Source organism: Alteromonas sp. (genome assembly GCF_984505615.1).
On sequence record NZ_CFHOXV010000003.1, the window covers coordinates 75,863 to 102,119 of the forward strand.

The following is a 26,257-nucleotide window of genomic DNA, read 5'->3' on the forward strand; positions in this document are numbered from 1 at the left end:
CAACAGCAACTCGGCCTGTTGAAGCTGTCTGTGGGTGACAGTGACGGCGAAGATTTACTGGAAACATCATCGCAACAAATCGTAAAAGATGCAGCGGAAGGTAACAGTACACAATCTAAGTTGTTCCTGGTCGCCATGAAAGCCACTAACGGGGATGAAGAAGAGGCCCGTTCAATTATTAATGAATGGATTGAAGCGGAACCGGACAATGCCGAAAATTATCTGATTTCTGCCCAATTTGAATCATATACCGGTAACACAGATGCACTTGAGGCCTTGTATACCAAAGTGCGTAACCTTGAGCCTGCTAACATTGAAGCGGCAAAGTATTTTGCAGAAAAGGCATTCAGAAATGGTGATGCAGAAGAAGCCCTGAAAGCCTACAGCCGGGTACTGAAAGAACAGCCGAATGATCAGATTGCTTTAACCGGCGCCTATGTGTCTGCTCAGGCACTCCCTGATAAAAAAGCGACCTTCAAAACGATTGACAATATTTTATCGCAAAATAGCAAAACCAGTGCCTTCAGCACATTGTTTGCGGCATTCCTTAAACAGGACTACAAGGAAGTGGTATCACTGTCCCGCAGTTCTATTTTTGGTTTCGGTGAACAACCCAAGGTGGATTTTTTACTTTCTCAGTCTTATATGTCGATGGGTCAGCCTCTGGCTGCTCTGGATGTATTGCGAAACTCCATAAAGTCCGGTTTTGCGACCATTCAGGTTTTTGAAGCCTATGCTGAAGCTATGATGCAGGCTGAAGGTAGCAAGGCTGCATTACGGGCAATTAAAAATATGCCTGAAGGTGTAGCAGAGGCGCCTCAGTTACAATTACTGAAAAGCCATATTCTGGTTAATGAAAAGCGTTATGACGAAGCCATGGCTATTATTGCAGGTTTACCGCCGGAGTTCGCTAACAGCGCCAGAGCGATGGAGATCACAGGCCGGGCACAAGCGGGCAACGAAGACTTTTCTGCAGCTATTCCTGCCCTGCAGGAAGCGTTCGATAAACTTAAAACACCTAAGTCAGCGCAACTACTTTATAAAGCATTAAAAAATAACGGTCAGGATGAAGAGGCACTTGCTGTCCTGAAAAAGGCTGCTGACATATCTCAGGGCTATGATGAAGCCGATTTGTTCTATGTCAGTGAGCTGGCTAAAACGGATAAGCAGGCAGCAATCAGCTTCTATGAGCAACTTGTCAGTGCCCAACCTAAGAACTGGCAGGCCATGAACAATATCGCCTGGTTACTCTATGAAGAGAAGCGATACAGTGATGCCTATCAATGGATAATGAAGGCACTGAACTTACGGCCCAGTAATAAATCACTTCTGGATACAAAAAAACGTATCGAAGAAGCGATCAAATCTAAGTAAATCATTGTATTAAATGCGCCGGCGGGTAAGCTTCGTGCCGGCGAACGTTATTTCTGCTGTTACAGTAAAGGTTTTAAAGTTAGTGTTTGAGAAAGTAAAAAGTGATCTGCGATATAAACAGGCAGTGTTTGCTGATGACGGTGCGCATTTATCTTTGCCCCGGTTACTGTTAACCGACGGTACCAGTGCAACACTGCTGTTCAGAATGTCTCACCGCTGTCGCCACGGTATTTTAAGTCCTGCAGGTCTGTTGCTTCAAATGTTGAATAAGTGGATCAACGGCTGTGTCATTGGCGTGAAAGCTGAGTTTGGCCGTGGCCTTGTCATTATGCACCCGGTGGGTGTAGTCATTAACAGCAAGGTCAAAACCGGTGACCGGGTCGTTATTGAAAGCGGCGTAGTGATTGGCGATGAAAAAGGTCAGTCACCGGTTATCGGCAACGACGTATTCATCGGCACCGGCGCAAAAATTATCGGTGGGGTAACCATCGGCGATAATGTGAAAATTGGCGCTAATGCTGTGGTGGTTAAAGACATCCCTTCCGGCTGCACTGCGCTGGGCATTCCTGCGAAGCCCCGTTGATGAGTACAACCATGGAATTCATTTTCTGGCTAAGTGTAGTCGCCATTCTTTACACCTACCTGATTTATCCTGTGATATTACTTGCTGTCAGCAGTTTTCATCAGGCAATTAAAGACACCCGTTTTGTACTGAGTAAACAGGGCCGCAGAAAGCGCGAAGCCGATTTACCTGACGTCACTATCGTCATCGCTGCATTTAACGAAGAGAAGTGCATAAAGGCGCGTATTGAGAACCTTCTGGAACTGGATTACCCGACGGACAAGCTAAAGATCCTCATAGGTTCAGACGGCAGCACAGACGGCACCAATGATATTTTGACATCATTCTCTGCTCCCTGTCTGGAAACCGTAGTATTTGAGCAGAACCGCGGAAAGATCAATGTTCTGAACGATTTGATGACACGGGTAACGACACCTGTCACAGTTTTCTCTGATGCGAATACGTTTTTTCAACCCGATGCTGTCAGAAAGCTGGTCGCGGACTTCCGTGAGGAGCAAGTTGGCGGTGTATGCGGAGAACTGGAACTCGTAGATGCCTTTTCCGGAAAAAATAAAGACAGTTTGTACTGGCAGTACGAGCAGGTACTGAAGTTTCACGAGTCCCGTATTAATGCCATGCTGGGAGCGAATGGCGCTATTTATGCTATCCGGACAGCACTGTATGAGCCGTTACCGGAAAATACTATCATTGATGATTTCTGCGTGTTTATGGGTATCGCCAGACAAGGCTATAAACTGACCTATAACCCTGAAGCACGGGCAACGGAAGAGATTGCGCCTAACCTTGAAGAAGAGGCCGGACGTCGCATCAGAATAGGCGCAGGCAATTACCAGGCGATGATGCGCCTGACCTGGGCACTGAACCCGTTAGCTGGCAGCCGGTGCTTCAGTTATATCAGTCACAAAATCTTACGCTGGTTTGTGCCGCATTTTATGCTCGTCGCATTGGTAAGCGGTGCGCTGCTGGCATTAACAAGTCCTCTGTACGGTCTGCTGTTTGCCGGCCAGGTACTTTTTTATTTTACTTATTATTATGGCCTGACATTAAATGATGATAAGAAAGGCAAGTTAGCCAGCATAATTAAACTGGTCACCTTTTTTGTTTCCATGAATATTTCCCTCGGCCAGGGTTTCATCCGATTTTTAACTTCTAAACAGTCTGCAACCTGGAAAAGTACGGCACGCTAATGATCACCTATATTGTTCTCGCTCTCATTGTTCTGATATTAATTGCTGCCGGTTTAGGTACCGCGCTGATTTATCAAAAAGATATGCAGACCTGGATCCTGGGATACTGGAAAAATGCATTCTTCTCTTCTAAGCCGGAAGTCAAAGGTACAACTCACGTGATGTTTTGTTTCGTAGACCACTACGAACCGCAATGGCTGAATAAAGATAACATTGAACTGGAACGTGCACGTGTTGACCGCTGGATGCAGGAGTACCCTGTTATGGCGTCCAAATTTACCGACGCCGATGGTTACCACCCTAAACATTCTTTCTTCTTTCCGGAAGAAGAATACCGGGAAGAGCATCTGGACAAGCTTTCTGACTTATGTGCCCGCGGGTTTGGTGAAATCGAAATTCACCTTCACCATGAAGATGATACCAGTGACAACTTGCGCACCGTATTATCAAATTTCGCGCAAACACTGCATGAGAAACACGGTGCACTGGCAACCGATCCGGTAACCGGCAAACCTGTCTATGCATTTATTCATGGAAACTGGGCGCTGGATAACTCTCATCCCCATGGTCACTGGTGTGGTGTGAATGATGAACTCATTGTACTGAAAGAAACCGGCTGTTATGTGGATATGACTTTCCCGTCGCCGGACGCTACACAGCCCGCATTAACCAACTGCTTCCACTACGCGAAAGACGATCCGGCTAAGCCCAAGTCTTATAACTCCGGAAAGCTGATGAAGACCGGTGGTGAGGCCTGGGGCGATCTGCTTATCATGCAAGGCCCGATGGGCTTTAACAAAGAAGCCTTCAAGTTCGGTATTTTACCTAAAATTGAACGTGCTGATATCAGGGACAACTGTCGTCCGACTCCGGGCAGAGTAGATAACTGGGTGGATAAGCATATCCACGTTGAAGGCCGTCCTGAATGGATTTTCATTAAGATCCATACCCACGGCGCCCAGGACACAGACATGGGCGCCCTGCTGGGCGAACCGGTTGAAATAATGCACCGTCACTTGAATGAAAAGTATAATGACGGTGAAAAATACAAGCTGCACTATGTCAGCGCCCGTGAAATGTATAATATTGCTAAAGCGGCGGAAGCCGGGAAGCAAGGCGACCCGAACGACTACCGTGACTTTATATTGAAGAAGCCTGCATTTAAAAGGATTTAACGTGCTCGCGAAACGGATACAATCCAAGCTTGAGTCTATGATAGGTGTTTCAGCTTTTCGCTGGAAACACCTGCCGGACGGTGTATATGTACTTAACTTACACCGTATCGGCGATATGACGACCAGCAAACTCGATCCGAATGTTTACTCCTGCTCTGCTGAGAACCTAAATAAACACCTGAGCTTTTTGAAGGAGTGTTTCACAATCATCAGCCTGGCGGAATTAAACCAGTTAATATCAACCAGTCCCAAACCGGACAAACGTTACTTACTGGTTACTTTCGACGACGGCTACAAAGACAATTTTGAGCTGGCTTACCCTATTCTGAAGTCGCTGAATATTCCTGCCGTATTCTTTATTGCCACCGGACTCATTGAAAACAACGAACTCCCCTGGTGGGATAAAGTCGCGTATCTTATTCAGCGCTCACATATTCAGAAAATCAAACTACCCGGCTGGGAAGAGACGGTTGAGTTTAAAACTAACCCACAAATCTTTATCCGGTTAATTCTGAATCAGATTAAGCGCTGCGCTGCCCCTATTGGCGAACAAATTAAAGAGCTGGAAGATTTTGTTGGTATGCCGTCCCCCTATCCGGATGCAGAGTTTATGTCCTGGGATGATGTCATTACGTTAAGTAATAATGGTATGGATATCGGTGCCCATTCTCACAGTCATGACATACTCGCCAAACTCAGTGACGATCAGATGCTGTTTGAGCTCAGCCACTCCAAAGCAATTCTGGAAGAAAAACTGGGAAAACCGGTAAAAGCATTCAGTTATCCCGTTGGCAGCAAGAACACTTACAACGATTGCGTAATTGAGGCGCTTAAGGATAACGGGTATGAAATTGCCTTCAACTTTCATCCCGGCGTCAATGTAAATCTGGCAAAGAACCGCTATGACCTCTGTCGTTTCCCCATTGAATATATGATGGATGACGAAGCACTTAAGAAAATGCTGACCTACGCAAAGCGGATATAGCCATGACAAACCCCAGAATCCTTCATTGCGTGAGCAGCCTTCAGGTTGGCGGCGCTGAAAAGTGCGCGGTTAATTTATTAACGTGTCAGCACGCTCTTGGTTATAAAGTAGCAGCACTGAGCTTTGGCAAACCGGCAGAACCTTTTCAGTCAGTACTGGAAAGCCGTGGGATCCGCGTAATAAATAATAACGAAAGCATTATCCGCCGGCTGGTCAGAACGGTCCGGATCCTGAAAGGATTCGATGTGATACATATTCACTCTCCGGCTGTGATCCGCGCCTTTATGCCTGTTTTCCCTTTTCTTATGGGTAAAAAAGTCTTGTACACCCATCACGGTGAAGACTCACCGGATCAAAAGGGTATGCGCCTCAGTCACTGGCTTGCAGCGCTTTATATAAATAAAGACTTCGCTGTATCAGAGAAAGTTAAACTAAGCGTAAAACAGCGCTATAACTGGGAACCCGCCAGAACAGACGTTATTCCCAATGGTGTATTATTAAGCAAGGGCGACATTACCGCACCTGCTACACCATTTAAGTTTGCTTGTGTTGCCCGGATGGTTCCCCTGAAGCAGATTGATAAAGTGGTCACCGCATTTGCACAGGCTGATATACCGCAATCTGAATTACATTTATTTGGTGACGGACCGGAAAGGCCGGCGGTGGAAGCTGCTGTGGCAAAACACCATTTACAACATCGTGTTGTGCTGCATGGAAATGTTCTGGATGAAGATGAGATATACCGGCATGTGGATTGTCTGGTGATCAATTCAACCACTGAAGGGCTTCCAATGGCCCTTATTGAAGCGCTGGCAAGAGGAAAGCCAGCCATTTCAACACCGGTAGGTGAAATACCGAACCTCGATAAACGCTATCATTTTTGCCTTTTCAGTAAAGACGACACAGCCGCTCTCAGCGAAGTCATGAAAACCATGGCCTCCAGTCCTGAACAATGGCAAATGCTCGCCAGAAACGGTAAAAAACTCGTGGAAGAGTCCTATTCTATAGAGCAGGTATCCCGAACTTATTTGAACGCAGTCAGTTAATCCATGCAGAAAGAACACGTTGTTTATTTTACCAACCTGTACCCTCTTCCCTGGGAGCCGGCGCGGGCCGCTTATAATAAGCAAATCGTATCAGCGTTAAGAATGCACTGCGATGTGGATGTACTGACGCCGGTGCCCGCTCCTGTGTGGTTCCGGCAGCTTCTGAAAGGTAAACTAAAAAACTCAGAAGCCACTCTGTTTCCTTTTTTCTTTTTGCCCGGCTTCGGACGGCGTACCTATGCATTGACCTTGTTCATGTCCATGCTCTTATGTGTATATCCCCTTGTCAGACTGATAAAGGCAAAACATATCGTTGCCAGTTGGGCATATCCTGAAGGCGTCGTTGCCAGCCTGTTCAAAAAATGGGGAAATCGTAAAGTCGCCATTCATTGCGTGGGCACAGATATCAATTATCATTTCCGGCACTCTGCCAGACAAAAACAGATGCTGCGTGCATTTGACCGTGCAGATGAAGTGATAACGGTCAGTCGTGATCTTGCGGGGAAAATCGTTCCTCTGGCTACCGCGTCTACCCGCTGCAATGTGGTTTACAACGGCGTCAGCTTCGATAAATTCGCCTTGAGTGATACCACAACCCACAGCAAGTCATTCCTGTTTATAGGCAACCTGCTGACGACAAAAGGAGTGTATGAACTGGCCGGTGCCGCAGCCCTCCTGAAAGCCAGAGGTCTTGACTTTACCCTTGAGATTGTCGGTAAAGGGCCCGAGAGCGATAAGCTTAAAGCACAAATCAGCAGCGATAACCTTGACGATATCGTTACTTTTCATGGCGCTGTTCTGCATGATGATATTCCGGCTCTTCTGGCGAAAGCCAGAGCCCTCGTATTGCCAAGTTACCGTGAAGGGGTGCCTAATGTCATCATGGAATCCCTTGCGGCAGGCGTGCCACCTGTTGCCACCGCAGTAGGCGGGATCCCTGAAATTGTCCGTGACGGAGAAAACGGCATCCTGGTGCAGGAGCTGAATGCTTCAACGCTGGCTGATGCTATGCAAAAAGCGCTGGAGAAAGACTGGGATAACGCTGCCTTGCGTCATTCAGTGTCAGAGTACACATGGGAAAATTGCGCACAGGGCTTCCTCAGCGCGCTTTCTATAAGGTGAGTTGGATTGCGTTAACGCAATCCGGCTTTACGGGCAACGCCGGAGGCGAATGCCAGAGCCTTTATTAATAACTTCTGCCATCCGGATGCATAAGCAGTCGTACTATAAACGGGTTCAGAAAACTCTGTCAGCGACTGTTTATAGCTTTGTTTCACACCGCTGCTAAGAAAGTCATATCCCTTCATCCCCTGCCCTGCGGCATATTCTGCCATTAAATAATGAATAAGGGTGCCGGGAGATATATTCGGGCTGAATCCGCTATCAATACCGCCCTGATAAAAGTAAACAGAATCACCGGACTTCATGCCGTAAAATGCACTCACAGGTTTTCCGCCAACTTCGGCATAAGCCAGCAGTAAAGTACCCTGCTTCAGCAGTTGCCAGGCCAGAGACTGATGAAAGCGGTTGAAATACACATCATCAAAAATGGTGTTTTGCTGCTCCCCTTCCCAGCGCAACCGGTGTAAATCTGTGAGCACAGAATAGAACGCATCCAGCGACGCAGGATCGCTGCATATATGCAGCTGACCACCTAAACGAATAAACAGGTTATAGTAGCGCTTCGCCTTCTTTTTGAGCTTTGTTCCGGCCAAACCGTCATCTTCAAGGGTCATGAAGTAACGTTTCTGTGCCACTGTATGATCAACCAGGGACGGCGGATAGGCTTCGTCGGCTAACCGCAACAACAATGCATCATGTTTTACGTTATTAAGCACCAGCCCTTTGCCGGTCGATTTTATGGCTTCGATAAGAATAGCCGTGACAGTATCAACATACTCTCTGCATACCAGCACATCGTGATATTCACTGAATACTTCGCTTTCTTGAGGCTCACCGGTGCCGGTAAAACGTAAACGGAAGGGCTCGCCTTTACGTTCATACAAAGGCAGAACAGCGATCATTTGACCATTGCTTTGGAAAACACAGAAGAACTGTAACCGTGATATCAGGTGCCGGTAAGTGTCGAGCCAGGTGAGATTCCACGCAGGACTGAGGAAAATATGTGCATTCTCTGCCCGCTGATACAAATCCTGCCAGAGTGGCTTTACATTGAAAGCCTCCTCCGGTGTATCAATAACGCGCAGTTGCATAGCTGTCAGTATTTTTGATATTCAAATGCGTCTGCAATCAACTGCCACTTCCGGGTCAGAGTATTGCAATTACTGTCACAGACAGTATGGGCCCATAACAGGCCGGAGCGGCGCTCCCCCCTGAGTGCATTTTCAATACGTAATTTCTTCATTTCACTTTCGGAAGCCACTTCGCCGCCGGGTGCAATAAAACTGTGGGCAAACAAATGCAGATGCCGACCGTCACTAACCAGTTGAATAGTCCAGCTGCCATCGGTTATCCGGTTTATTTCCTGCCATTCTACAGGTGCTGACTTCACCTGATATTGTGTAGGCTTACCATCAAGATCAGACCCGTCGAACAAGATACTCAGCGTATCAAATGCGTATCCCTGAGAACGTTGTTCTTTAACACACACAGCCCCTTCATACGGCAGAACCGGAGCAACCTCAGCATCAATAGCAGACAAACCTTTGCAAGTCTGGCCAGGCGGTGCGGGATCAGCATGTAAAGTCAGCTGTAAAGCCGCGGAGCTCAAAATCAGGAAACATACAGAGGTAACAACTACGGGTTTACGTAAAGCAAAACGCCCCGTACCCGGCTCAGGAGAATGCTCTTCTGCGGCGGGCTCTTTTTTCACCAGTTTTTCACCATACCAGAAGAGAAGAATGATAAACGGCGCGTAGATATACCAGCCAAAGTTATTATGGTCCCGCATCAGTTCACTTTGCATATCAGAAAAATGACCAATAAGTATCAGCGCAACAATTCGGATCCAGTTGGTTATCAGTGCACCGACAATGGCCAGCGTCATGAACTTAGCAATTGAAACTTTATTTCTCAGATTGAGAAACACGAATAAAGAACCGATAGCCAGAGACACAATGAAATAACGCAAACCACTACAGCCACCGGCGATAACAAACGTCCCTTCGGGGATCATTACCGAAGTATTTTCCACATAAGTAGGAATACCGGTGAACCCCATGATTTTCATAACAGCAAACACGGAAAGATGTTGGAGCACGAACTGCAGTGCGCCCCACAGCGGGTACATAAACAACAGGAACGCTACGGTATAAGCCAGCCCTGCAGTGAACGGAACCAGTAACCAGAAACTGTTTGCCAGTATGGCCAGCGACAATACCCACACTGCAAGGCTCAATTGCGCTGCGATGGAGAAGTAGTAAGCAATAAATAAGACAACAAAAGAAACGACAGCAGGCCAGAAAACGGCCTGGCGGGGTGTAAGCTCACCTTTGTTGGCGAGCACATACAATAAATAAAGAAAAATAAACGGGATCAGGTACGCATGAGAATAAGTACCATCGTCAAAACCATGCCGCCACAAAGTGATCATGACCGGATAATTGACCACTGCCCACAATACTGTCAGCGCACTTAACGCAAAGAAAACAAATCTTGCCGGGTGTGACTGCAAGAAACCTGACATTCCCGCCTTTTCTTTCATGTTCTACATCCTGATATGAATACAACATCCCTGTTTCTTCACAAAACCGGCGTGTTATCTGCCTTTGCCGAACAACACAATTTCTACAGTTCTGATTAGGATAAGGATATCCAGCAGCAAACTTTGGTGTTTCACATAGTAAAGGTCGAATTTCAGTTTTTCCATAGAATCTTCGACGCTTGCACCATATGGATAGTTTAACTGCGCCCAGCCTGCCAGGCCCGGCTTAACGTTATGACGCTGATTATAATACGGTACTTCACGAACAAGTTTTTCAACGAATTCAGGACGTTCAGGGCGCGGACCGATAAAAGCCATCTCACCTTTAAACACATTGAACAGTTGCGGCAGCTCGTCAACCCGGTACTTACGGATGAAGTGACCAATCCGGGTCACCCGGTCGTCATTTTTACTGGCCCACTTCGCGCCATCTTTCTCGGCGTCAGGCCGCATACTTCTGAACTTAATAATTTTGAACAACTTACCATTCAGCCCCACACGTTCCTGTTTGTAGAACACCGAAGCGCCGGTCCGGCGGCCATCATCCAGCCAGATGATGGTGGCGGTAATTAACATGAATGGCCAGGTAAAGAAGAATACAAAGGAGGCAAGAAACGCGTTAAGCAGGTAATCCATAGCATCACGAAGGTAGTTCTGACTATGAAAGCCATTGGAGTAAATGACCCAGCTCGGATACATCAGGTTGACCACAATCTGGCCGGTCTCGCGCTCCATGAAGTCGAGCAGGTCTGTGACTTCTATACCACGCAAACGGCATTCGAAAAGCACATCAATGGGCAATGTACCCCGTCGCTGATCGCAGGCGATGACAATTTCTTCTATTTCATTCTCGGCGATGAACTGCTGGAAGTTTTCGTCTACCTTCACATGAATAATTTTTTCTTTCTTAATACCGTCTTCACGGTTATCACCGGGTATGGGAATGAATCCCATGAGATCAAATCCGATACGGTCAACATCACGACGCATACGCTTTTCAATAATAGAAGCCCGTTCACCGGCTCCTAATACCACAATGCGCACTTTTCCTAATCCGAGTAAGCCAAGGCGATTCGTAAAATAGCGGAAAATCACCAGCGTAATAATGATGCTGGCAACGGCGGCCGGAAGAAAATAGGAGTGCATGGTGAGTTCGTCGAACAGCGCTCTGCTGACCACCTCTACCAGGAAATAACTTAAGCCGACACTGACAAATATGCGCCGGATAATACCGCGGAAAGTCTCTCTGAGCTTAGCTTCGTAAAGGCCCACAGACAGTGAGCAAACAAGTATGCAAACGGTCAGCATTCCCACATTCACAACCAGCTTTTCAATACTGACTGTTTCACTGACACCGATCTGAACCAAAATGAACTGCGTAATGTATGCCATATACGCCACGAGCAGAGCTTCGGTCACTACAAGTATATTTGATCGTTTACTCTGATTGTGCTTATTTATCGCCACCCTTGGCCCCCTGATACTGCAACATCTTTGTTCATGATAAAGGTTATTATTGTAATAGACTACATAAGATGTTGGCATTATAGTGGTATTTGCCGTAGGGTAAATTACATTAAGGCAAAAAAATTAATCATATCGAGTGTAGGATGAACTCTCATGTACTGGTCTAAACACGTTTTAAGTTTGACGGTTGTCGGCGCAATGACAGCCCTTTCTGGATGCACAAGTCACTCATCGTTGCCGGAGGCAACGGCCCACCCATCAATGACAACCAATGTGAACGATTATCAGTATCTCATTGGCCCGGGCGATTCGCTCACCATTTTTGTTTGGCGTAACCCTGAAATTTCTGGTCAGTTTATCGTTCGTCCGGACGGTAAAGTGACAACTTCACTGGTTGAAGATGTTGATGTAGCCGGTAAAACGCCTTCTATGCTTGCCCGCGAGCTTGAAGAGCAACTCTCTACCTTTATAAACAACCCCCGTGTAACTGTCAGCGTTAATAACTTTGCCGGTCCGTTAAGCGAACAGGTTCGCGTTATCGGTGAAGCAACTAACCCGCGCGCAATCAGCTACACAGAAAACATGACACTACTGGATCTGATGATCGCAGTGGGTGGACTGACAGAATTTGCTGACGGCAATGATGCCAAGCTGGTTCGTGTTGTAGATGGCCGTCAGACTACGTATGACGTGAACATCGACGCGCTAATCCGTAATGGCGACATCACCAAGAATGTCGACATTCTGCCAGGCGATATCGTAATCATTCCAGAAGCCTGGTTCTAGTTGTAAAAAGTAGTTGGGACATTAAATGCAGGATTTACAGCGCACCCTTGGTCAGCTGAGTGACTATTTAAAGGGAATTTGGGTTAAAAAGCGTCTCATCATGGTGTGTACCTGGATACTCTGTCCAATAGGTTTCGCGTATGTAGCACTATTGCCGGATGTTTACCGCTCCCAGGCGGTTGTGTTCGTTGATACCCGTTCAGTACTTCAGCCTTTGCTTAAAGGTCTGGCGATCCAATCCAACCCGGATCAGGAAATCCAGATGATGGCAAAGACACTACTGAGCCGCTCAAACGTTGAAACCATTGCCCGTGAAAGTGATTTAGATCTGACAACGACCACTGACCAGGATTTTGATAACCTGGTTAATGGTCTGACTCAACAAATCCAGTTACGTTCAACCGGCAGAGACAATATTTTCACCATTTCTTATGAAAATAAGAATCCGGCCATGGCGCAAACCGTGGTGCAGGAAACACTGAACCTGTTCGTAGAAGGCGCGTTAGGTAACAACCGTCGTGATACCGATACAGCTAACCGTTTCCTTGACGAACAGATTGCAGAGTACGAATCCAGATTGTCAGAAGCCGAACAGCGACTGGCCGGATTTAAACGACAGTACAATAATATTCTTCCTTTACAGGGCACTTTCTACTCAACACTGCAGACACTGAGTAATGAGCTGGAAGCCACCCGCCTTCAGATTAAACAGACGACACAACAGGTTGAATCCTTACAAAATCAGTTATCAAAGGCCAAAAGTGCCGGTGACAGCTTTGGTGTAACGAATCAAACTGATTCCGTGTTGCGTACCCGTTACGACGAACGGATCAAAGCGCTGGAAGAACGTCTGGATGATTTACAGCTACGCTTTACTGATCAACACCCCGACGTGATTGAATCAAAAGCGCTGCTGGCTAATCTGGAAGAAGCCCGTCAAAAAGAAATCGATGAGTTTCTTAACGCCGGTGACGGCGAAGGTGATGACGTTCCGATGAGCGACCTGAATCAGGAAATTAAACTTGAGATCAGTCGTCATCAAAGTTCTATCGCAGCATTAAATGTGAAAGAACAGGATTTACAACGCCGTATTGCTTCTCTTGAGTCTAAAATCGACCTGGTTCCGCAAATCGAAGCAGAATCAGCGGCACTTAACCGTGATTACGATATTACCAAGGGTAAATATGAAGAACTGCTGGCCCGCCGTGAATCTGCGGACCTGTCCAGACGTGCGGATGTATCTGCCGAGGAATTACAGTTCAGAATTATTGAGCCGCCGTTGAAACCTAACGAGCCTTCCGGCCCGTACCGCATCATCTATTACACGCTGGTTTTATTAGTAAGCTTTGGATTGGGTGTTGCTCTGGCATTCCTGCTCAGTCAGCTGTCACCATTGCTTATCCGTGCATCTCAGCTACAGCAGATTACTGATTACCCGGTATGGGGTACAGTCACGCATCTGAATATTGATAAGATTCGCAAGACTAACCGTATGCGAATGGCAATATTCCTGCTGTCGTCGGTTGTGCTGGTATTAATTTACGGTGTACTGGTTGGCGCAGAATTGCTTAACATCGATCTACTGCAGGGTGTTTTATAATGAGCAGTACTATTGAAAAGGCGCTTCAACGTCAGCGTGAAGCCCAGAAAAAACAAGCAGAACTCGCTGCTCAGCAGGCAACTGCTGAGCCTCAGACCACTGCACAACGTCCCGGCCAACAAGTTGCTGCCCGTTCGTCTGTCGCAAGTCAGCACGACGGCGCACCCACACAGCTGGAGCCGTTCACACTGGATATCGAAAGGCTTGAACAAAATGGCCACATTTCGATTAATGGTGTTCGTAAACAAATAAACGAAGAGTACCGGGAAATAAAACGTAAGCTGATTAACAATGCTTTCGGCCCGATCTCTTCAACGCTGAATAACAGCAATATCATCATGGTGACCAGTGGTCGTCCGTCAGAAGGTAAAACTTTTACCGCCTGTAACCTTGCGATGAGTATCGCTGCAGAACAGGATAAAACCGTTCTGCTGGTAGATGCCGATGTGCTCAAGCCTAACGTATTAAACACGTTGGGACTCAAACGCCGCAAAGGACTGATGGAATATCTGACCGGTGAAGTAGAAGATATCTCAGATGTACTCTACCCTACCAACCTGGATAAACTTAAAATCATCCCGGCGGGTAAATCTCACCATCTGACTACCGAATTACTGGCCAGCCAGAAAATGGCTGAAACTGTGAATGAATTTGCTAACCGCTATCCTGACCGTATCGTTATTTTTGATACACCTCCCTTAATTGGTATCACTGAAACAGCGGTACTGGCTAATTTTGCCGGACAAGCTGTTGTGGTAGTCGAGGAAGGTAAATCAAAGCTTAATGACGTACGTCATGCGGTAGAACGATTAAACCCGGACATGGCAATCGGCTTTGTGGTTAACAAGTCGGTCCATAACGATCCGGAAGGAACCGGTTACTATGGATACTACTACGCAGAAAGGCAAGATTCTTAGTATGCGCAATGCACAGCGTTCAAACAAAAAATGGTTACCGGCTTTAACGCCGGTAGCTTTGTTGCTTATGACGCAATTTTCGCACGCTCAGGGGCTTAATGCGTCTGCTTCTGTAGAAGGTTCTACCATTCTTCAAAATCGTCACTCTGATGTTCGTAATGAAGAATTAGTGACTTTCTCTGTGAAGCCTGAAGGTATTTTAAGATACGATTCCCGTACTTTCTCCGGTACGGTTATTGGCAGTGTCACTCACCTTGAGCGTGACTCTGAAGATGTTGCCCGTAAAGATACCTTCTCAGAATTTTCTTATAACGCAAACTGGCAGGCGATAGACCACATTCTGAGCTTCCGCGCGTCAGGAAACCAGAGCTACATTGATGGCTCCGGTGGTGATTTCCTGATTTCTGATTATTTCTTAAATGCGGAAACGCTGGCGAAAGTAGAAACACAGAATTATGGCGCCTACCTGACCATTCCTGAAGGTGACTGGATTGCCGGCGGTGGTTCGCTGGTCTATGCAAAAACCAATGCTGAAGAATCCGAGTTTCGTCCTAACATCGGGCTGAATAATGACTCTGCAGCAGGTTCCCTTTACCTGATGAATGGTGACAATGCTCAAAATTACTTCTGGAATCTGAACAGCACATACACCAAGCTGGAACGTTCAGAAGAGTCGGGCAACGGTGACTATATCGGTAAATACGCCACCGGTGCACTGGATAGCATGCTCTATAACGATTGGGGTATCCGGGTCACCGCCAGCTACGATGCCAATGAGCTTGTAGCCCGTACCGATGAATTCTCCAATGAACGGGAATTTAAAAGCTACGGTGTGGGTATTACCTACCGTGAAGCTGCGGGCCGTTATATCTCTGTGACTGCGAACAAAGTAGACTCAGACGTAGAACGGGATGACGGCGATGTCTTTGTGGGCGTTGACGCCGCATGGGCACTGACACCGCGTACCAGTGTTCAGGCTTCAATCGGACGCCGGTTCTATGGCCGTTCAGCCAGTGCCGGTATTACCTACAATACCCGTAAAATTCGTGGTGCTGTTAATTATTCTGAGCAAGTCACATCATTCAGTCAGTTGATTGCCACGCCGCAGTCTCTGGGCGTGTTTGTTTGCCCTACCGGAGATTTCACGGCAGATGCCTGTTTTCAACCCTCTTCACTGGATTACACGCTGGGAGACGATGAGCAATTCCTGCAGTTTATTACGACGGGGCTTGAGTTATCTAATGCGATTTTCCTGAGAAAAGCTGCAAACGGTGAATTTGGTATCCAGGGGCGTCGCGGTACCATCGTACTTAATCTGCAATACGCAGATGACGAATATCTAGACTTTGATCAACAACGTAAAACCTACTCTGCTAACCTTAGCAGCAGCTATCAGTTGAGCCGTCACTCGAGCTTACTGGGTAACCTGCGCTACGGTGTCACTGAACAAATGAATAACGGTACCGACCGTGACAGCGAACAGTGGTTCGCGTCTGTTGGCCTGCGCCGTACATTCAGCCGTTACTTCAGTGGTGATGTGGAAACTGGTTACGTTACACGTTCAGGCTCTCTGGCTACCAGCGCTTATGGTGCTGACTACAACGAACGCCGCATCAGTGTGACTATCCGCTACGACTTTGAATAAAGTCCGTGCCGGTTAAATTCAATTAAAAACGCCGCTTCACAGCGGCGTTTTTTTGTTTGTCTTTCACGTTTGTGTGAAGAAGAAAACGGGCTCCTCAGGATCCTCAGGATCCTCAGTCTTCATCTTCCTCTTTCAGCCGGGCATACGTCTGGTATTTTTTCTTCAGCATTTTATCGATGTACTGAGTCAATTTTACCTTGTGCGCAATAGCGTCATCCAGCGCATCCACCAGCTCAGCCAGCATGGCCTTATAATATTCAGCATCCTGCACTTCTTTGCCTTTTGGCGTCACCAGCTTCTGATGAGGACCTTTCTTTTTCAGACTGGCAACCACTTCAGATAAATCCATATCTTCGTCGATATCATCTGACTCATCGTCCATCACCGGCGCATCCGGCACAAACATTTCATCTTTTACTTCGTCGATGACGGTATTTACCGCTTCTTCGTCCAGCGTTTCCAGTTCCTCAAGGAATCCGAACAACAGTATACGATCCATCAGGGTGTTAATTTTGCGGGGTACACCGCGGGTAAACTGATGGATACGGGAAAAGGCTTCGTCTGAGAATAAAGACTCACCATTCCAGCCCGCATGGTGCATGCGGTACTCAATGTAACGTTTTGTCTCTTCTTCCATCAACGGGGCCAGGTGGCAGGAGGCCACGATACGTTGACGGAACTGCTCCATATTCGGAGCGCGCAGAATTGGCTGAAGCTCTTCCTGACCAAGCAGGAAGCTTTGCAGTAACGGTTTTCCGAACTGCTGGAAATTGGACAGCATACGCAGCTCTTCGATGGTTTCCAGCGGCAGGTTTTGCGCTTCATCCACCAGTAACAGCGCACGACGACCCTGCTTGCTTAAATCAAACAGGAACGTTTCCAGCTCTTTAAGAATATCGGCTTTGGTGAGGCCGGCCACATTGATGCCGAACTTAGATGCAACCATCTTCACCAGTTCATCCGGTGTCAGTTTTGGTGTCACAATTTGTGCAGCAACAATATCGTCTTCAATTTCAGCCAGCAGACTGTTTGCGATAGTGGTTTTACCCGTACCGATGTCTCCGGTGATAACGATAAATCCTTCCGCCTGAGACAAACCGTATTGCAGGTATGACATCGCCCGCTTGTGCCATTTACTGGCGAAGAAAAAAGCCGGATCCGGCGTTAGCTGGAACGGCTTGGAATCAAGTCCATAAAAACTTTCGTACATGTATTATACCGCTGATACTGAAAACCACTTCTTGTGTGCATCAAGGGTATCGTAAAGCTGGGTTAACCGCCATGCCTTAACCGGACAAATTGGCGAATAAAAGAGCTTATTGTTGCCCGCTGACGATCTGGCTGATGATTCCGGTGGTAGATACACCTTCTTCAAAGTGCAATACCCGCACTTCGCCGCCGTTTTCCATGACTTCTTTGCCGCCGGCAATCTCTTCCACTTTGTAGTCACCGCCTTTAACCAGGATATCCGGCAGCAGGCCGGCTATCAGGCGCTGCGGCGTATCTTCACTGAACGGCACGACCCAGTCTACCGCGGCGAGCCCTGCAAGCACGGCCATACGCCGGCTCACGTTGTTAACAGGTCGTCCTGGCCCTTTAAGACGGCTGACCGAAGCATCATCGTTTACTGCCACAATCAGACGATCACCTAATTTTGCAGCGGCTTGCAGATAGCTCACATGACCCGCATGCAGGATATCGAAACAACCATTCGTCATGACAATTCTCTCACCACGGTGACGGGATTGCTTCATCGCCAGTTGTAATTGTTCTTCAGTCATCACACCACCATCAAGATGGCTGGCCTGCTCTCCCAGCGCCACCGCAAGTTCTGTAGTCGATACTGTGGATGTACCTGATTTACCAACCACAATACTGGCAGCCAGATTCGCCAGCACACAGGCATCAGCCATACTGCTGCCTGCCGCCATTGATACGGCAAGTACAGATACAACGGTGTCACCGGCACCGGTAACGTCATACACTTCTTTGGCCTTTGCCGGCAAATGAAACGGACTGTCGCCCTGTTTAAACAAGGTCATGCCCTGCTCTGAACGGGTCAGCAACACAGACTCCAGCGACAAGCTGTCTCTTAAGGATTCAACCTGAGCAGCTAAAACTTCTTCACTATCTGCTTTGCCTTTCACCGCTTCAAGTTCTGCACGGTTAGGTGTAATTAACGTGGCGCCTGCATAGCGGCTGAAATCATTCCCTTTAGGATCGATTATGACCTGCTTGCCGGCTTCTTTTGCAGCCTGAATAAATGCCTGAGCATCAGTCAGACAGCCTTTTGCATAGTCTGATAATACGACCAGGTCGTGCTCAGAAAGCGCCTCATAAAAAGCCTGAGTCAGCGCTGCTTTGTCAGCTTCAGCAAAGCTCTTTTCGAAATCCAGTCTTAACAACTGCTGATTCCGGCTCATCACCCGTAATTTCGTAATGGTATCGTAACCTTCACAGCGCACCAGCTTATGGGAAATACCATGCAATGACAGACGCTGTTCAAGTATACCGGCATTATCATCATTGCCGCACAAGCCCAGCAGCGTCACCTTTGCCCCCAGTGTTGCAGCATTAATTGCCACGTTAGCTGCCCCGCCCGGCCGGTCTTCTGTGCTGTTTACGTTAACCACTGGCACCGGCGCTTCCGGCGAAATACGAGCGGTTCCGCCAGTCCAGTAGCGGTCAAGCATGATATCGCCGGCAATCAAAATACGGGTTGTGCTAAAGTCTGGTAGAATCATGTTTTTTCTGACTATCTTCAAAGTTGCAGCAGAGTATACCAGCCATCAAAGTAAAAGAGCAGACGCAGGCACCGTCATGGTATGTGTATATGGTGGAAAACCGCCTGGGACAATTCTATACCGGCGTTACAACAGACCCGGCCAGACGGATCCGTCAACACAGAGGAGAAATACAAGGCGGCGCAAAGGCGCTTAAAGGCAAAGCGCCACTGGTGTTCCGGATGGTGGTATCTGCCACAGACAAATCTGCGGCGATGAAAGCGGAATACTGGCTTAAGCAGCTCAGTAAAAGACAGAAAACCGCCCTGCTTGACGGTAAAAAAGCACTACCGGGCGACTTCCCGGACTGCACTTCACAATTCAAAACGTGCTGAGCTTAATCCAGAAACGCCAGCACACCGTTCACAATGAGTGCAATCCCGATACTGAGCGTTAACTCAAGACAGGCCACGCCGATGTTATGCTGCTGATCCACCTCCTGGCGGTAGTTCAGGCCGAACAACAATAACTTCTTACTGATAGTTACCAGCACCAGTAATGCGAGGGACAGCACCACGCCGGTGGCCAGCCAGCCGGTGATATTACTGACATAGCCTGACGGGTGATAAGTCAGCAGGTGGCTTGCCGACGACACAATCATCGCGATACCTAACAGGTTGCCCGCATGTTCCACCGCCAGTGCCAGCTGTCCTTTTCGCAGCGCCCCCTGAAATGAGTCGTTCTGATTATCCCGTGCATACCGGATTTCATACACCCTGGTCATCATCAGCAATAAGGCCAGCACCACAGTAAAGCCGGTCACAATGGCGATAATCGCGTTCATATCGCTGCCATCCACCCATAACATCATGCTGCGCAAAATAATGGCGCTGGCTATCAGACTGGCAGCATCAACAAGGGCAACGCTGACACTACGCTCTCCGATTAAGTCCATGGTATCCAGCTTATTCAGCACAATTTTGTCATGGGCATAACGGCCGAATTTAACCAGTAATACCCCGGTTAAACCAAAAATCAGCATCCCTTTTGTTGCTTCCAGATATCCCTGCCCCACATGCCGGCCCACCACGGAGCCAACAACGATACACAGTGACAACATGCCGCCGGCCATGCTGATCCCGAAAGCGAAGTTATCCTGCACACCCAGCTCTTCTACTACAGAGCGCTTGCGGAACGCACCGGACAACCATTTCATGACCATTAACAGCAATAAAGCCAGACCAAAATCTATCAGCAGATAAACCCATAAATCGTGGGGCAGCGGGTTCAGCTTTACCAGTGCATCCATGAAATATTAACTCCGTATTCAACGTTAAACAGAACTGGAGACCCTGTGCATCTTGTGCCAGACTCGGTGCACATTCACTCTGACGAAAACATGTATTATGCCTACGAAGGAAGTAAAAAACAGGATTATCACTGAAAAGGGAACAGCTTGCTGGCAGGCTCTGAATGAACGGCATTCTCTGAGTGAGCAAATTCAGTTACATCAGGCAGAGGTCATAGCGGCAACGGGCTGCAGTGAGTTTATCTTTCGTCAGTGTATGCAAGATATGGAAAACCTTGAATTTTGCCTGTCAGACGCTCCGGTTGCGGTAACCGCTGAAGCTTTCAGTGACAGCCTGAAGCCACTGTTAAACGATCTTGATGAAGCCGGAATGATGCGGGTTTTACGCCGTTTCCGTAATCAATACATGGCCAGAATCGCCTGGCGGGATTTGCTGAACCGGCAATCCATAGAAACATCCTTACAACAGGTATCCGCGCTGGCGGACGCGTTGATCCTTTGTACATATGACGCGCTTTACAGCAGTCATTGTAGTAGTTTCGGCACACCTGAAGGGAGCGAAGGCCCGCAGCCCATGCTGATTTTAGGTATGGGAAAACTCGGTGGCAGAGAACTGAATTTTTCGTCAGATATCGATTTAATCTTCGTTTATCCGGAAAAAGGCGAAACCTCAGGCGGCCGGAGATCCATGGAGCATCAGCAATTTTTCATTAAGCTTGCTCAGAAACTCATTAATGTACTGAATAAAATCACGCCGGACGGTCAGGTTTTCCGTGTAGACATGCGCCTCAGACCATTCGGTGACAGCGGCCCGCTGGTCATGCACATGGCCGCGTTTGAAGATTACTATCAGGAGCAGGGACGGCACTGGGAACGCTTCGCCATGATTAAGGCCCGCGTACTGAATCCCCCTTCTCCCTATCGCACTGAGGTTGAAAGTATTCTTAAACCCTTTACTTACCGCCGGTATCTGGATTTCACGACAATAGAGTCACTGCGGGAAATGAAGGGGTTGATTGCCAGCGAACAGCGCCGCAGACAACTTACCGGCAACATAAAACTGGGAGCCGGCGGTATCAGGGAAATTGAATTCTTTGCCCAGAGCTTCCAGCTGATTCACGGAGGCCGCGAGCCGGACCTGCAGGTTAAAGGGTTACACGACACACTCTCCGCTATCGCCGCATTAGGACTGGCCGGAAAAGATGATATAGAAACTCTCTACAGTCATTATCTTTTCCTGCGGAAAACCGAACATACCCTGCAACAAATTAATGATGAGCAAACTCAGCTCCTTCCGGCTGATGAATTCCGCCGGACAGTACTCGCAGAAGTGACCGGTTTCCCCTCATACGATGAATTTCATCAGGAACTGGAAAAGGTGTGTCATGGCGTCCATACCCGTTTCCGCGAGCTTATCGACAGCAGTGAAGACAATCATGACGCAGATGACTCTGTGTTTCTGCGCTGCAGGGACGCATGGGATCTTGAACTGACAGAAGACGAATTTTGTGCCCTGACCACACCACGGTTTGACGGAGAAGACGGCCGCACTATTTTTTCAATCCTCAGCAATTTTAAAGAAAAACTGACTCATACCCGGCTGGGACAGCGTGGCAGGGATACGCTGAACAAACTGATGCCGGAAGTTTTGTATGTTCTGTCGGAAGAAGCGCCGGAAAAAATGATAACCGTGCTGCAGCGGGTGCTGAATGTGATCAGTGCGATTACCGGGCGTACCACTTACCTGGATTTGTTGCTGGAGAACCCCGATGTACTGCGCAAGTTAATGAAACTGTGTGACCGCAGTAACTGGATTGCTGAACAAATTCAACGATTCCCTCTTCTGCTGGACGAACTGCTGACGCCACTTTATCTGCAACAGCAAAAAACCGGATACCGGCAAAGCCTGGATGCTTACCGTGACGAATTGCGCCAGAGCCTGCTGCGTGTTGAACCTGAAGACGTAGAGCTGCTGATGGATACATGGCGTCAGTTTAAGCTTTGTCAGCAGTTGCGCATTGCCGCCAGTGATATCAGCGGATCTCTGCCGGTGGCCAGTGTCAGTGACAAGTTAACGGCTCTGGCAGAAGTCGTACTGGAGAGTGTTCTTAACAGCGCCTGGCAGCACACCACAGAGCGTTACGGCCCGCCGTCTCACCTGCAGGAAGGAGAAACCGGTTTTGCTATTGTGGGCTACGGCAAGCTTGGCGGGTTTGAACTGGGCTACGGCTCCGATCTTGATTTAGTGTTTTTACATAACGCCCCGCAGGACAGCCGCACTACCGGCAAGAGAACGCTGGATGCCACTCAGTTCTATATCAAGCTGGCTCAGCGCATCATGCACCTGCTGAACACTAAAACCCTTTCCGGACAACTATACGAAACCGATTTGCGACTACGTCCGTCAGGCAATGCCGGCCTGTTAAGCTGCCATCTTAACGGATTCAGGAAATATCAGCAGGAGAACGCCTGGACCTGGGAACATCAGGCACTGGTAAGAGCCAGAGCCATTACCGGCGATGCGGCGGTGATTGAGTCTTTCGAAGATATCCGCAGAACAATTCTCGCCAAATCCAGAGACACAGGCGCTCTGGTAAAAGACGTCACTGAGATGCGGGTAAAAATGCGGGAGCACCTGCTTAAAGATAATGCGGAAGGACTCGACCTTAAACAATGCAGCGGCGGGATCACAGATATTGAGTTTATGGCCCAGTTCTGGGTACTGGGCTATGCCTCACAGCACCCGGGCCTGATGGATTTTCCTGATAATCTTCGCATCATTGAACAAACCGGCAAAGCGGGATTAATCCCTGAGGATACCGCCAGTCAGCTACAGGAAGCCTACCTGGATTTGCGTGACAGATATCACCAGTTAACGCTGGCTGACCACAGGTATGCAGGAAAAGAGGATTTAAGTGATATCAGAGCCGCTGTACAGAAAATCTGGCAGGAAGTCTTTGCCTGAAGCTTTCTGCCGGCGACCTTTGCAGGCCCGGGGCATCTCCGGCTCTGAACTGACATATTAGTTTACAACGTTGCAGTTTTTCTTCAGAAAGGGCGTCACTTCATCGGTTACCACCAGAGAGCGTTGTTGCGGGCACACATACGTGCCTACTCCGCTTTCAAAGTTTGAATCAATGGCACTGGCAATGTCCGATAATGAACCGACGATGGTGTTATCAATCTGAAAGTGATACTTGATGACAAAGTCCTGGTCCAGATCCCAGATAACCTGCATCCCTTCCTGCTGGGCATACCGTGTAATGGCTTCACGCAAAGTATTGCCGGGCTTAAAGCTCCGGTTCTTGTGTTCACCGACCCAGCGGTTATTAGCCGGTTTCAGTTCGCTGGACATACCGGACAACTGACTGTCCAGGCTGCCGCCCTCGTTGTTCAGTTCCACCACAAAGTCGCTTTCCTGATCTTCAATAGGATCGCTGGCCGTCATCCGGTATTCACGGTAGAACTCACTGAGCCCCTGTGAAATGGACTTTTCCTCTTCAGGTTTTTGCGGAGCTGATGATTTGTTTTGCTCGTAAAGCATAACCACAATACCGGCAACCACCAGCGTGGCAAGCGCCACGCCAATGTGTTTTGCCCAGAAGGCAGCATCTGATTGTCTTTGTTTAGTGGCCATACAATACATCCGGACAGCGCATGTTATTCCCGTTTCAGTATAGACAGAAAATGGACTTCACGGCTACTTTGTGAGGAAAAAATCATACTAAACAACTAACTAGCCATCAGTCGTAAAGCGACGGAGCATCCGGATCAGGGCGGGTTTTAAATCGCTTGTGCGCCCACAAATAGCTTTCAGGCTGTTCAGCGATAATTTTTTCAATGTGCTGATTCAGCAACGTTAAAGCAGGCACATCTTCCAGTTCACGCAATGCTTCCAGAGGCGGGTAAAATTTCACTTTATAACCATCCCGCGTGTACTGTGAAGTAATGATCAGCGGCACACTGTCAGTTCTTCTGACGAACATCAGGGTTGCCGTGGTGGTTGCCGTATCTTTCACTCCGCCAAAGGGTACAAAAATACTTTGCGCCCGGCCGTAATCCTGATCAGGAAGGTACAAACACAGCTCTTTTTCAGCCATTGCTGCGAGCAGGGCTTTAGCATTACGTTTGTGGATCATATATTTATTTGAGCGTGCACGGCCATGATACTGAAGATAATCCATCAGCGGGTTATCATGCTTACGGTAAAACGCAATGGCAGGATGGGTATATCCCAATCCACGACAGGCAAACTCCAGGTTCATGTTGTGAAGCGCCATACCAAATACGCCCCTGCCCTGAGCCAGCGCCGCTTCGACATGCTCGTAACCTTCAACGGTAAAGTGTTTCTTAATCCGCCACGCCGGCCACCACCAGCCCATGCCGGTTTCGAACAGCGCCATGCCAGTACAACGGATATTTTCTTCCAGCAACCTTGATTGCTCACCGGCTGACAATTCTGGATACATAAGCGCCAGGTTCCGTCTGGCTACATTTACCCGCTTTGGTAACAGCCGGGCGATTAGTTTTCCTGTTCCCGCACCAAGCAAGCGGATCACAGGAAACGGAAGCCACAACAAGAGATAAAGCAAGCCGGCACCCAGCCAGACGCCCCAATATTTAGGGCCGAGATAGGAAAATTTGAAAACAGGGGGTTTTATAGCAGCAGACAAAAACAAACCATCCGGATAATTATTTGCTGCTTATTGTACTCATTTGTCGCCTGCCAGCATACCGGCAGGCGAAAGAAAGCAGGAAAACTCCGATGAGTCTGCTTAAACGGCCAGAGCAGGCTAATACTGCTTATCGATTTCTTTCAGTTTTTTCTCAAACTGCTCGTAAGCATCCTGAGACGGATAATCAAAACGGTACTGATTGTGAAAGCCGAACTGCAACTTCACCTTAGCATCTTCAATGAACAAGGTATAACCATCATGGTCAGTGAACGCCACAATGCCGTTAAGCAAATATTTATCGTCTTTCTTCTCGCCGCTCTGGCGAATTTTATCGAACACCTGAAGCAGAAATTTACTTTCCAGTTCATTTTTCATCGGGGAGATACTCCATCAGCAACTGTCATACTATTCATACGGTAACAGCCGCCGATGGATTACTTTTACGTACAGCGAAAGGACTAATTAAAGTTGTAGCGAAAACCGAGGTTCAGCACGGTGGCAGCGAAATCGTCCTGTCCACGAACGTATAATGCTTCCATTCGCAGCATGCTGTTCAGACCGACGTGATAGTCAAAACCCAGTCCGGCCATGCCAGCAATAATGCCATCGTCGTAAGCACAAAAGCCTTCAGGGATTGAATCAATATCGCTGACCTGGCAACTGCCTGTTTCAATGCTTTGCAAACCCTGAACGTCAACATTCATGACGCCCAGTTTGTAGTATAACTCGCCGGTACGCCCGCCAGCTTTACCCAGCACAGCCAGATAAAGGCCCTGGGCTTTCAGCGCATCGGTATCGCCTTCTTCATCCAGTAAATTCTGGTAGCCGGCTTCTACATACCATTTACTGCTGAACTGGTGACCCAGCGCAAGACTGTACGCCACGCCTTTATTTTCAGTGTCGCCAAATTCTGCATCGGTATAACCCACCGTCGCCAGACCGTACATTCTTTCGGTGGCCTGCGCGTTGAAACTAAGTCCTGCAAGACTTAACACCGGTAACAGCAAGGCGGTGACTATTCCTTTTTTCATACTCTGCAATTCCTTTCCTTAGAAATAATATTCCAGCGCTACCTGTACGTGGTCGTCACGGCGCATGTAGTAAAACGTGTCGTCGGTTT

General features: G+C 48.0%; 23 protein-coding genes. 13 read left to right on the forward strand and 10 right to left on the reverse strand.

Annotated features, from left to right (window positions below):
* From AC4PME_RS03465 to AC4PME_RS03495, 7 genes are all read left to right on the forward strand, one after another.
* Positions 1-1,374 (forward strand): tetratricopeptide repeat protein (locus AC4PME_RS03465; RefSeq protein ID WP_491529495.1); only part of this gene is annotated, 1,374 nt, incomplete at its 5' end.
* Between the two features lie 82 nt (positions 1,375-1,456).
* A complete protein-coding gene (locus AC4PME_RS03470) occupies positions 1,457-1,957 on the forward strand; it encodes a serine O-acetyltransferase (protein WP_232373377.1) in 501 nt (166 codons plus the stop codon).
* Positions 1,958-1,968: 11 nt separating this feature from the next.
* Positions 1,969-3,144 (forward strand): glycosyltransferase family 2 protein, encoded by a 1,176-nt coding sequence (locus AC4PME_RS03475; RefSeq protein ID WP_119503438.1) that lies wholly within the window; start codon positions 1,969-1,971, stop codon positions 3,142-3,144.
* Positions 3,144-4,319, forward strand: a complete 1,176-nt coding sequence (locus AC4PME_RS03480; protein WP_490708669.1) for a hypothetical protein — start codon at positions 3,144-3,146, stop codon at positions 4,317-4,319. The genes AC4PME_RS03475 and AC4PME_RS03480 overlap by 1 nt, the downstream gene beginning before the upstream one ends.
* 1 nt (position 4,320) lies before the next feature.
* Positions 4,321-5,304 carry a polysaccharide deacetylase family protein gene (locus AC4PME_RS03485; RefSeq protein WP_491044939.1) on the forward strand — a complete coding sequence of 328 codons (984 nt, stop codon included), beginning with the start codon at positions 4,321-4,323 and terminating at the stop codon, positions 5,302-5,304.
* 2 nt (positions 5,305-5,306) lie between these two features.
* Positions 5,307-6,350: a glycosyltransferase family 4 protein gene (locus AC4PME_RS03490; RefSeq protein ID WP_491044940.1), complete on the forward strand. Its 1,044-nt coding sequence runs from the start codon at positions 5,307-5,309 to the stop codon at positions 6,348-6,350.
* A 3-nt stretch (positions 6,351-6,353) separates the two neighbouring features.
* Positions 6,354-7,472 carry a glycosyltransferase gene (locus tag AC4PME_RS03495; protein WP_491044941.1) on the forward strand — a complete coding sequence of 373 codons (1,119 nt, stop codon included), beginning with the start codon at positions 6,354-6,356 and terminating at the stop codon, positions 7,470-7,472.
* A gap of 11 nt (positions 7,473-7,483) precedes the next feature.
* On the opposite strand, the gene AC4PME_RS03500 is transcribed toward AC4PME_RS03495, so the two are convergent.
* From AC4PME_RS03500 to AC4PME_RS03510, 3 genes are read right to left on the reverse strand one after another with little or no spacing between them, the layout of a single operon-like run.
* Positions 7,484-8,563 (reverse strand): GNAT family N-acetyltransferase, encoded by a 1,080-nt coding sequence (locus tag AC4PME_RS03500; protein ID WP_491529497.1) that lies wholly within the window; start codon positions 8,561-8,563, stop codon positions 7,484-7,486.
* A gap of 5 nt (positions 8,564-8,568) precedes the next feature.
* Complete coding sequence (gene xrt, locus AC4PME_RS03505; protein ID WP_491044943.1) at positions 8,569-10,014, reverse strand: exosortase; 1,446 nt, start codon at positions 10,012-10,014, stop codon at positions 8,569-8,571.
* 54 nt (positions 10,015-10,068) lie between these two features.
* Positions 10,069-11,481, reverse strand: coding sequence for a TIGR03013 family XrtA/PEP-CTERM system glycosyltransferase (locus AC4PME_RS03510; RefSeq protein WP_474842690.1), 1,413 nt, complete (start codon positions 11,479-11,481; stop codon positions 10,069-10,071).
* A gap of 198 nt (positions 11,482-11,679) precedes the next feature.
* Between AC4PME_RS03510 and AC4PME_RS03515 the strand changes: the two genes are divergently transcribed.
* Genes AC4PME_RS03515 through AC4PME_RS03530 form a run of 4 tightly spaced genes read left to right on the forward strand, consistent with a single transcriptional unit; the run spans position 11,680 to position 16,429 of the window.
* Positions 11,680-12,267: an XrtA/PEP-CTERM system exopolysaccharide export protein gene (locus AC4PME_RS03515; protein WP_442858431.1), complete on the forward strand. Its 588-nt coding sequence runs from the start codon at positions 11,680-11,682 to the stop codon at positions 12,265-12,267.
* A gap of 25 nt (positions 12,268-12,292) precedes the next feature.
* Complete coding sequence (locus AC4PME_RS03520; RefSeq protein WP_491044944.1) at positions 12,293-13,867, forward strand: XrtA system polysaccharide chain length determinant; 1,575 nt, start codon at positions 12,293-12,295, stop codon at positions 13,865-13,867.
* Positions 13,867-14,784: an XrtA-associated tyrosine autokinase gene (locus AC4PME_RS03525; RefSeq protein ID WP_119502060.1), complete on the forward strand. Its 918-nt coding sequence runs from the start codon at positions 13,867-13,869 to the stop codon at positions 14,782-14,784. The genes AC4PME_RS03520 and AC4PME_RS03525 overlap by 1 nt, the downstream gene beginning before the upstream one ends.
* On the forward strand, positions 14,750-16,429 hold the full coding sequence (locus tag AC4PME_RS03530; RefSeq protein WP_491044945.1) for a TIGR03016 family PEP-CTERM system-associated outer membrane protein: 1,680 nt from the start codon (positions 14,750-14,752) through the stop codon (positions 16,427-16,429). Before AC4PME_RS03525 ends, AC4PME_RS03530 begins: the two co-directional genes overlap by 35 nt.
* Positions 16,430-16,541: 112 nt before the next feature.
* Here the strand turns inward: AC4PME_RS03530 and AC4PME_RS03535 are convergent, their stop codons facing one another.
* Positions 16,542-17,639 (reverse strand): XrtA/PEP-CTERM system-associated ATPase, encoded by a 1,098-nt coding sequence (locus AC4PME_RS03535; RefSeq protein ID WP_119502062.1) that lies wholly within the window; start codon positions 17,637-17,639, stop codon positions 16,542-16,544.
* 106 nt (positions 17,640-17,745) lie between these two features.
* The gene (hldE, locus tag AC4PME_RS03540; RefSeq protein WP_119502063.1) at positions 17,746-19,173 is read right to left on the reverse strand and encodes a bifunctional D-glycero-beta-D-manno-heptose-7-phosphate kinase/D-glycero-beta-D-manno-heptose 1-phosphate adenylyltransferase HldE; all 1,428 of its coding nucleotides are present in this window, start codon (positions 19,171-19,173) and stop codon (positions 17,746-17,748) included.
* A 23-nt stretch (positions 19,174-19,196) separates the two neighbouring features.
* On the opposite strand from hldE, the gene AC4PME_RS03545 reads away from it, so the two are divergent.
* Positions 19,197-19,547, forward strand: a complete 351-nt coding sequence (locus AC4PME_RS03545) for a GIY-YIG nuclease family protein (RefSeq protein ID WP_232373378.1) — start codon at positions 19,197-19,199, stop codon at positions 19,545-19,547.
* Positions 19,548-19,549: 2 nt separating this feature from the next.
* Here the strand turns inward: AC4PME_RS03545 and AC4PME_RS03550 are convergent, their stop codons facing one another.
* Positions 19,550-20,461: a DUF350 domain-containing protein gene (locus AC4PME_RS03550; protein ID WP_119502065.1), complete on the reverse strand. Its 912-nt coding sequence runs from the start codon at positions 20,459-20,461 to the stop codon at positions 19,550-19,552.
* A gap of 97 nt (positions 20,462-20,558) precedes the next feature.
* Here AC4PME_RS03550 and glnE point away from each other — a divergent pair, with 97 nt between their 5' ends.
* Positions 20,559-23,426 (forward strand): bifunctional [glutamate--ammonia ligase]-adenylyl-L-tyrosine phosphorylase/[glutamate--ammonia-ligase] adenylyltransferase, encoded by a 2,868-nt coding sequence (gene glnE / locus AC4PME_RS03555; protein ID WP_491044946.1) that lies wholly within the window; start codon positions 20,559-20,561, stop codon positions 23,424-23,426.
* A gap of 57 nt (positions 23,427-23,483) precedes the next feature.
* On the opposite strand, the gene AC4PME_RS03560 is transcribed toward glnE, so the two are convergent.
* The 4 genes from AC4PME_RS03560 to AC4PME_RS03575 all read right to left on the reverse strand — a co-directional run bounded on the left by AC4PME_RS03560 (position 23,484) and on the right by AC4PME_RS03575 (position 26,168).
* Positions 23,484-24,098 (reverse strand): TcpQ domain-containing protein, encoded by a 615-nt coding sequence (locus AC4PME_RS03560; protein WP_491044947.1) that lies wholly within the window; start codon positions 24,096-24,098, stop codon positions 23,484-23,486.
* A 106-nt stretch (positions 24,099-24,204) separates the two neighbouring features.
* Positions 24,205-25,134, reverse strand: coding sequence for an LpxL/LpxP family Kdo(2)-lipid IV(A) lauroyl/palmitoleoyl acyltransferase (gene lpxL / locus AC4PME_RS03565; RefSeq protein ID WP_491044948.1), 930 nt, complete (start codon positions 25,132-25,134; stop codon positions 24,205-24,207).
* A gap of 120 nt (positions 25,135-25,254) precedes the next feature.
* Positions 25,255-25,512 (reverse strand): DUF3081 domain-containing protein, encoded by a 258-nt coding sequence (locus AC4PME_RS03570; protein ID WP_491044949.1) that lies wholly within the window; start codon positions 25,510-25,512, stop codon positions 25,255-25,257.
* Positions 25,513-25,595: 83 nt separating this feature from the next.
* On the reverse strand, positions 25,596-26,168 hold the full coding sequence (locus tag AC4PME_RS03575; protein WP_119502070.1) for an outer membrane beta-barrel protein: 573 nt from the start codon (positions 26,166-26,168) through the stop codon (positions 25,596-25,598).
* Positions 26,169-26,257 lie beyond the last annotated feature (89 nt).

What these genes read in the sequence shown, in the direction of transcription:
- AC4PME_RS03490 (WP_491044940.1), top strand. Translation starts at nt 5,307, where the DNA reads ATGACAAACCCCAGAATCCTTCATTGCGTGAGCAGCCTTCAGGTTGGC.
- hldE (WP_119502063.1), bottom strand. Translation starts at nt 19,173, where the DNA reads ATGATTCTACCAGACTTTAGCACAACCCGTATTTTGATTGCCGGCGAT.
- AC4PME_RS03475 (WP_119503438.1), top strand. Translation starts at nt 1,969, where the DNA reads ATGGAATTCATTTTCTGGCTAAGTGTAGTCGCCATTCTTTACACCTAC.
- AC4PME_RS03530 (WP_491044945.1), top strand. Translation starts at nt 14,750, where the DNA reads ATGGATACTACTACGCAGAAAGGCAAGATTCTTAGTATGCGCAATGCA.
- AC4PME_RS03500 (WP_491529497.1), bottom strand. Translation starts at nt 8,563, where the DNA reads ATGCAACTGCGCGTTATTGATACACCGGAGGAGGCTTTCAATGTAAAG.
- AC4PME_RS03535 (WP_119502062.1), bottom strand. Translation starts at nt 17,639, where the DNA reads ATGTACGAAAGTTTTTATGGACTTGATTCCAAGCCGTTCCAGCTAACG.
- AC4PME_RS03480 (WP_490708669.1), top strand. Translation starts at nt 3,144, where the DNA reads ATGATCACCTATATTGTTCTCGCTCTCATTGTTCTGATATTAATTGCT.
- AC4PME_RS03570 (WP_491044949.1), bottom strand. Translation starts at nt 25,512, where the DNA reads ATGAAAAATGAACTGGAAAGTAAATTTCTGCTTCAGGTGTTCGATAAA.
- AC4PME_RS03525 (WP_119502060.1), top strand. Translation starts at nt 13,867, where the DNA reads ATGAGCAGTACTATTGAAAAGGCGCTTCAACGTCAGCGTGAAGCCCAG.
- AC4PME_RS03575 (WP_119502070.1), bottom strand. Translation starts at nt 26,168, where the DNA reads ATGAAAAAAGGAATAGTCACCGCCTTGCTGTTACCGGTGTTAAGTCTT.
- glnE (WP_491044946.1), top strand. Translation starts at nt 20,559, where the DNA reads ATGCCTACGAAGGAAGTAAAAAACAGGATTATCACTGAAAAGGGAACA.
- AC4PME_RS03520 (WP_491044944.1), top strand. Translation starts at nt 12,293, where the DNA reads ATGCAGGATTTACAGCGCACCCTTGGTCAGCTGAGTGACTATTTAAAG.
- AC4PME_RS03515 (WP_442858431.1), top strand. Translation starts at nt 11,680, where the DNA reads ATGACAGCCCTTTCTGGATGCACAAGTCACTCATCGTTGCCGGAGGCA.
- AC4PME_RS03560 (WP_491044947.1), bottom strand. Translation starts at nt 24,098, where the DNA reads ATGGCCACTAAACAAAGACAATCAGATGCTGCCTTCTGGGCAAAACAC.
- AC4PME_RS03495 (WP_491044941.1), top strand. Translation starts at nt 6,354, where the DNA reads ATGCAGAAAGAACACGTTGTTTATTTTACCAACCTGTACCCTCTTCCC.
- AC4PME_RS03550 (WP_119502065.1), bottom strand. Translation starts at nt 20,461, where the DNA reads ATGGATGCACTGGTAAAGCTGAACCCGCTGCCCCACGATTTATGGGTT.
- xrt (WP_491044943.1), bottom strand. Translation starts at nt 10,014, where the DNA reads ATGAAAGAAAAGGCGGGAATGTCAGGTTTCTTGCAGTCACACCCGGCA.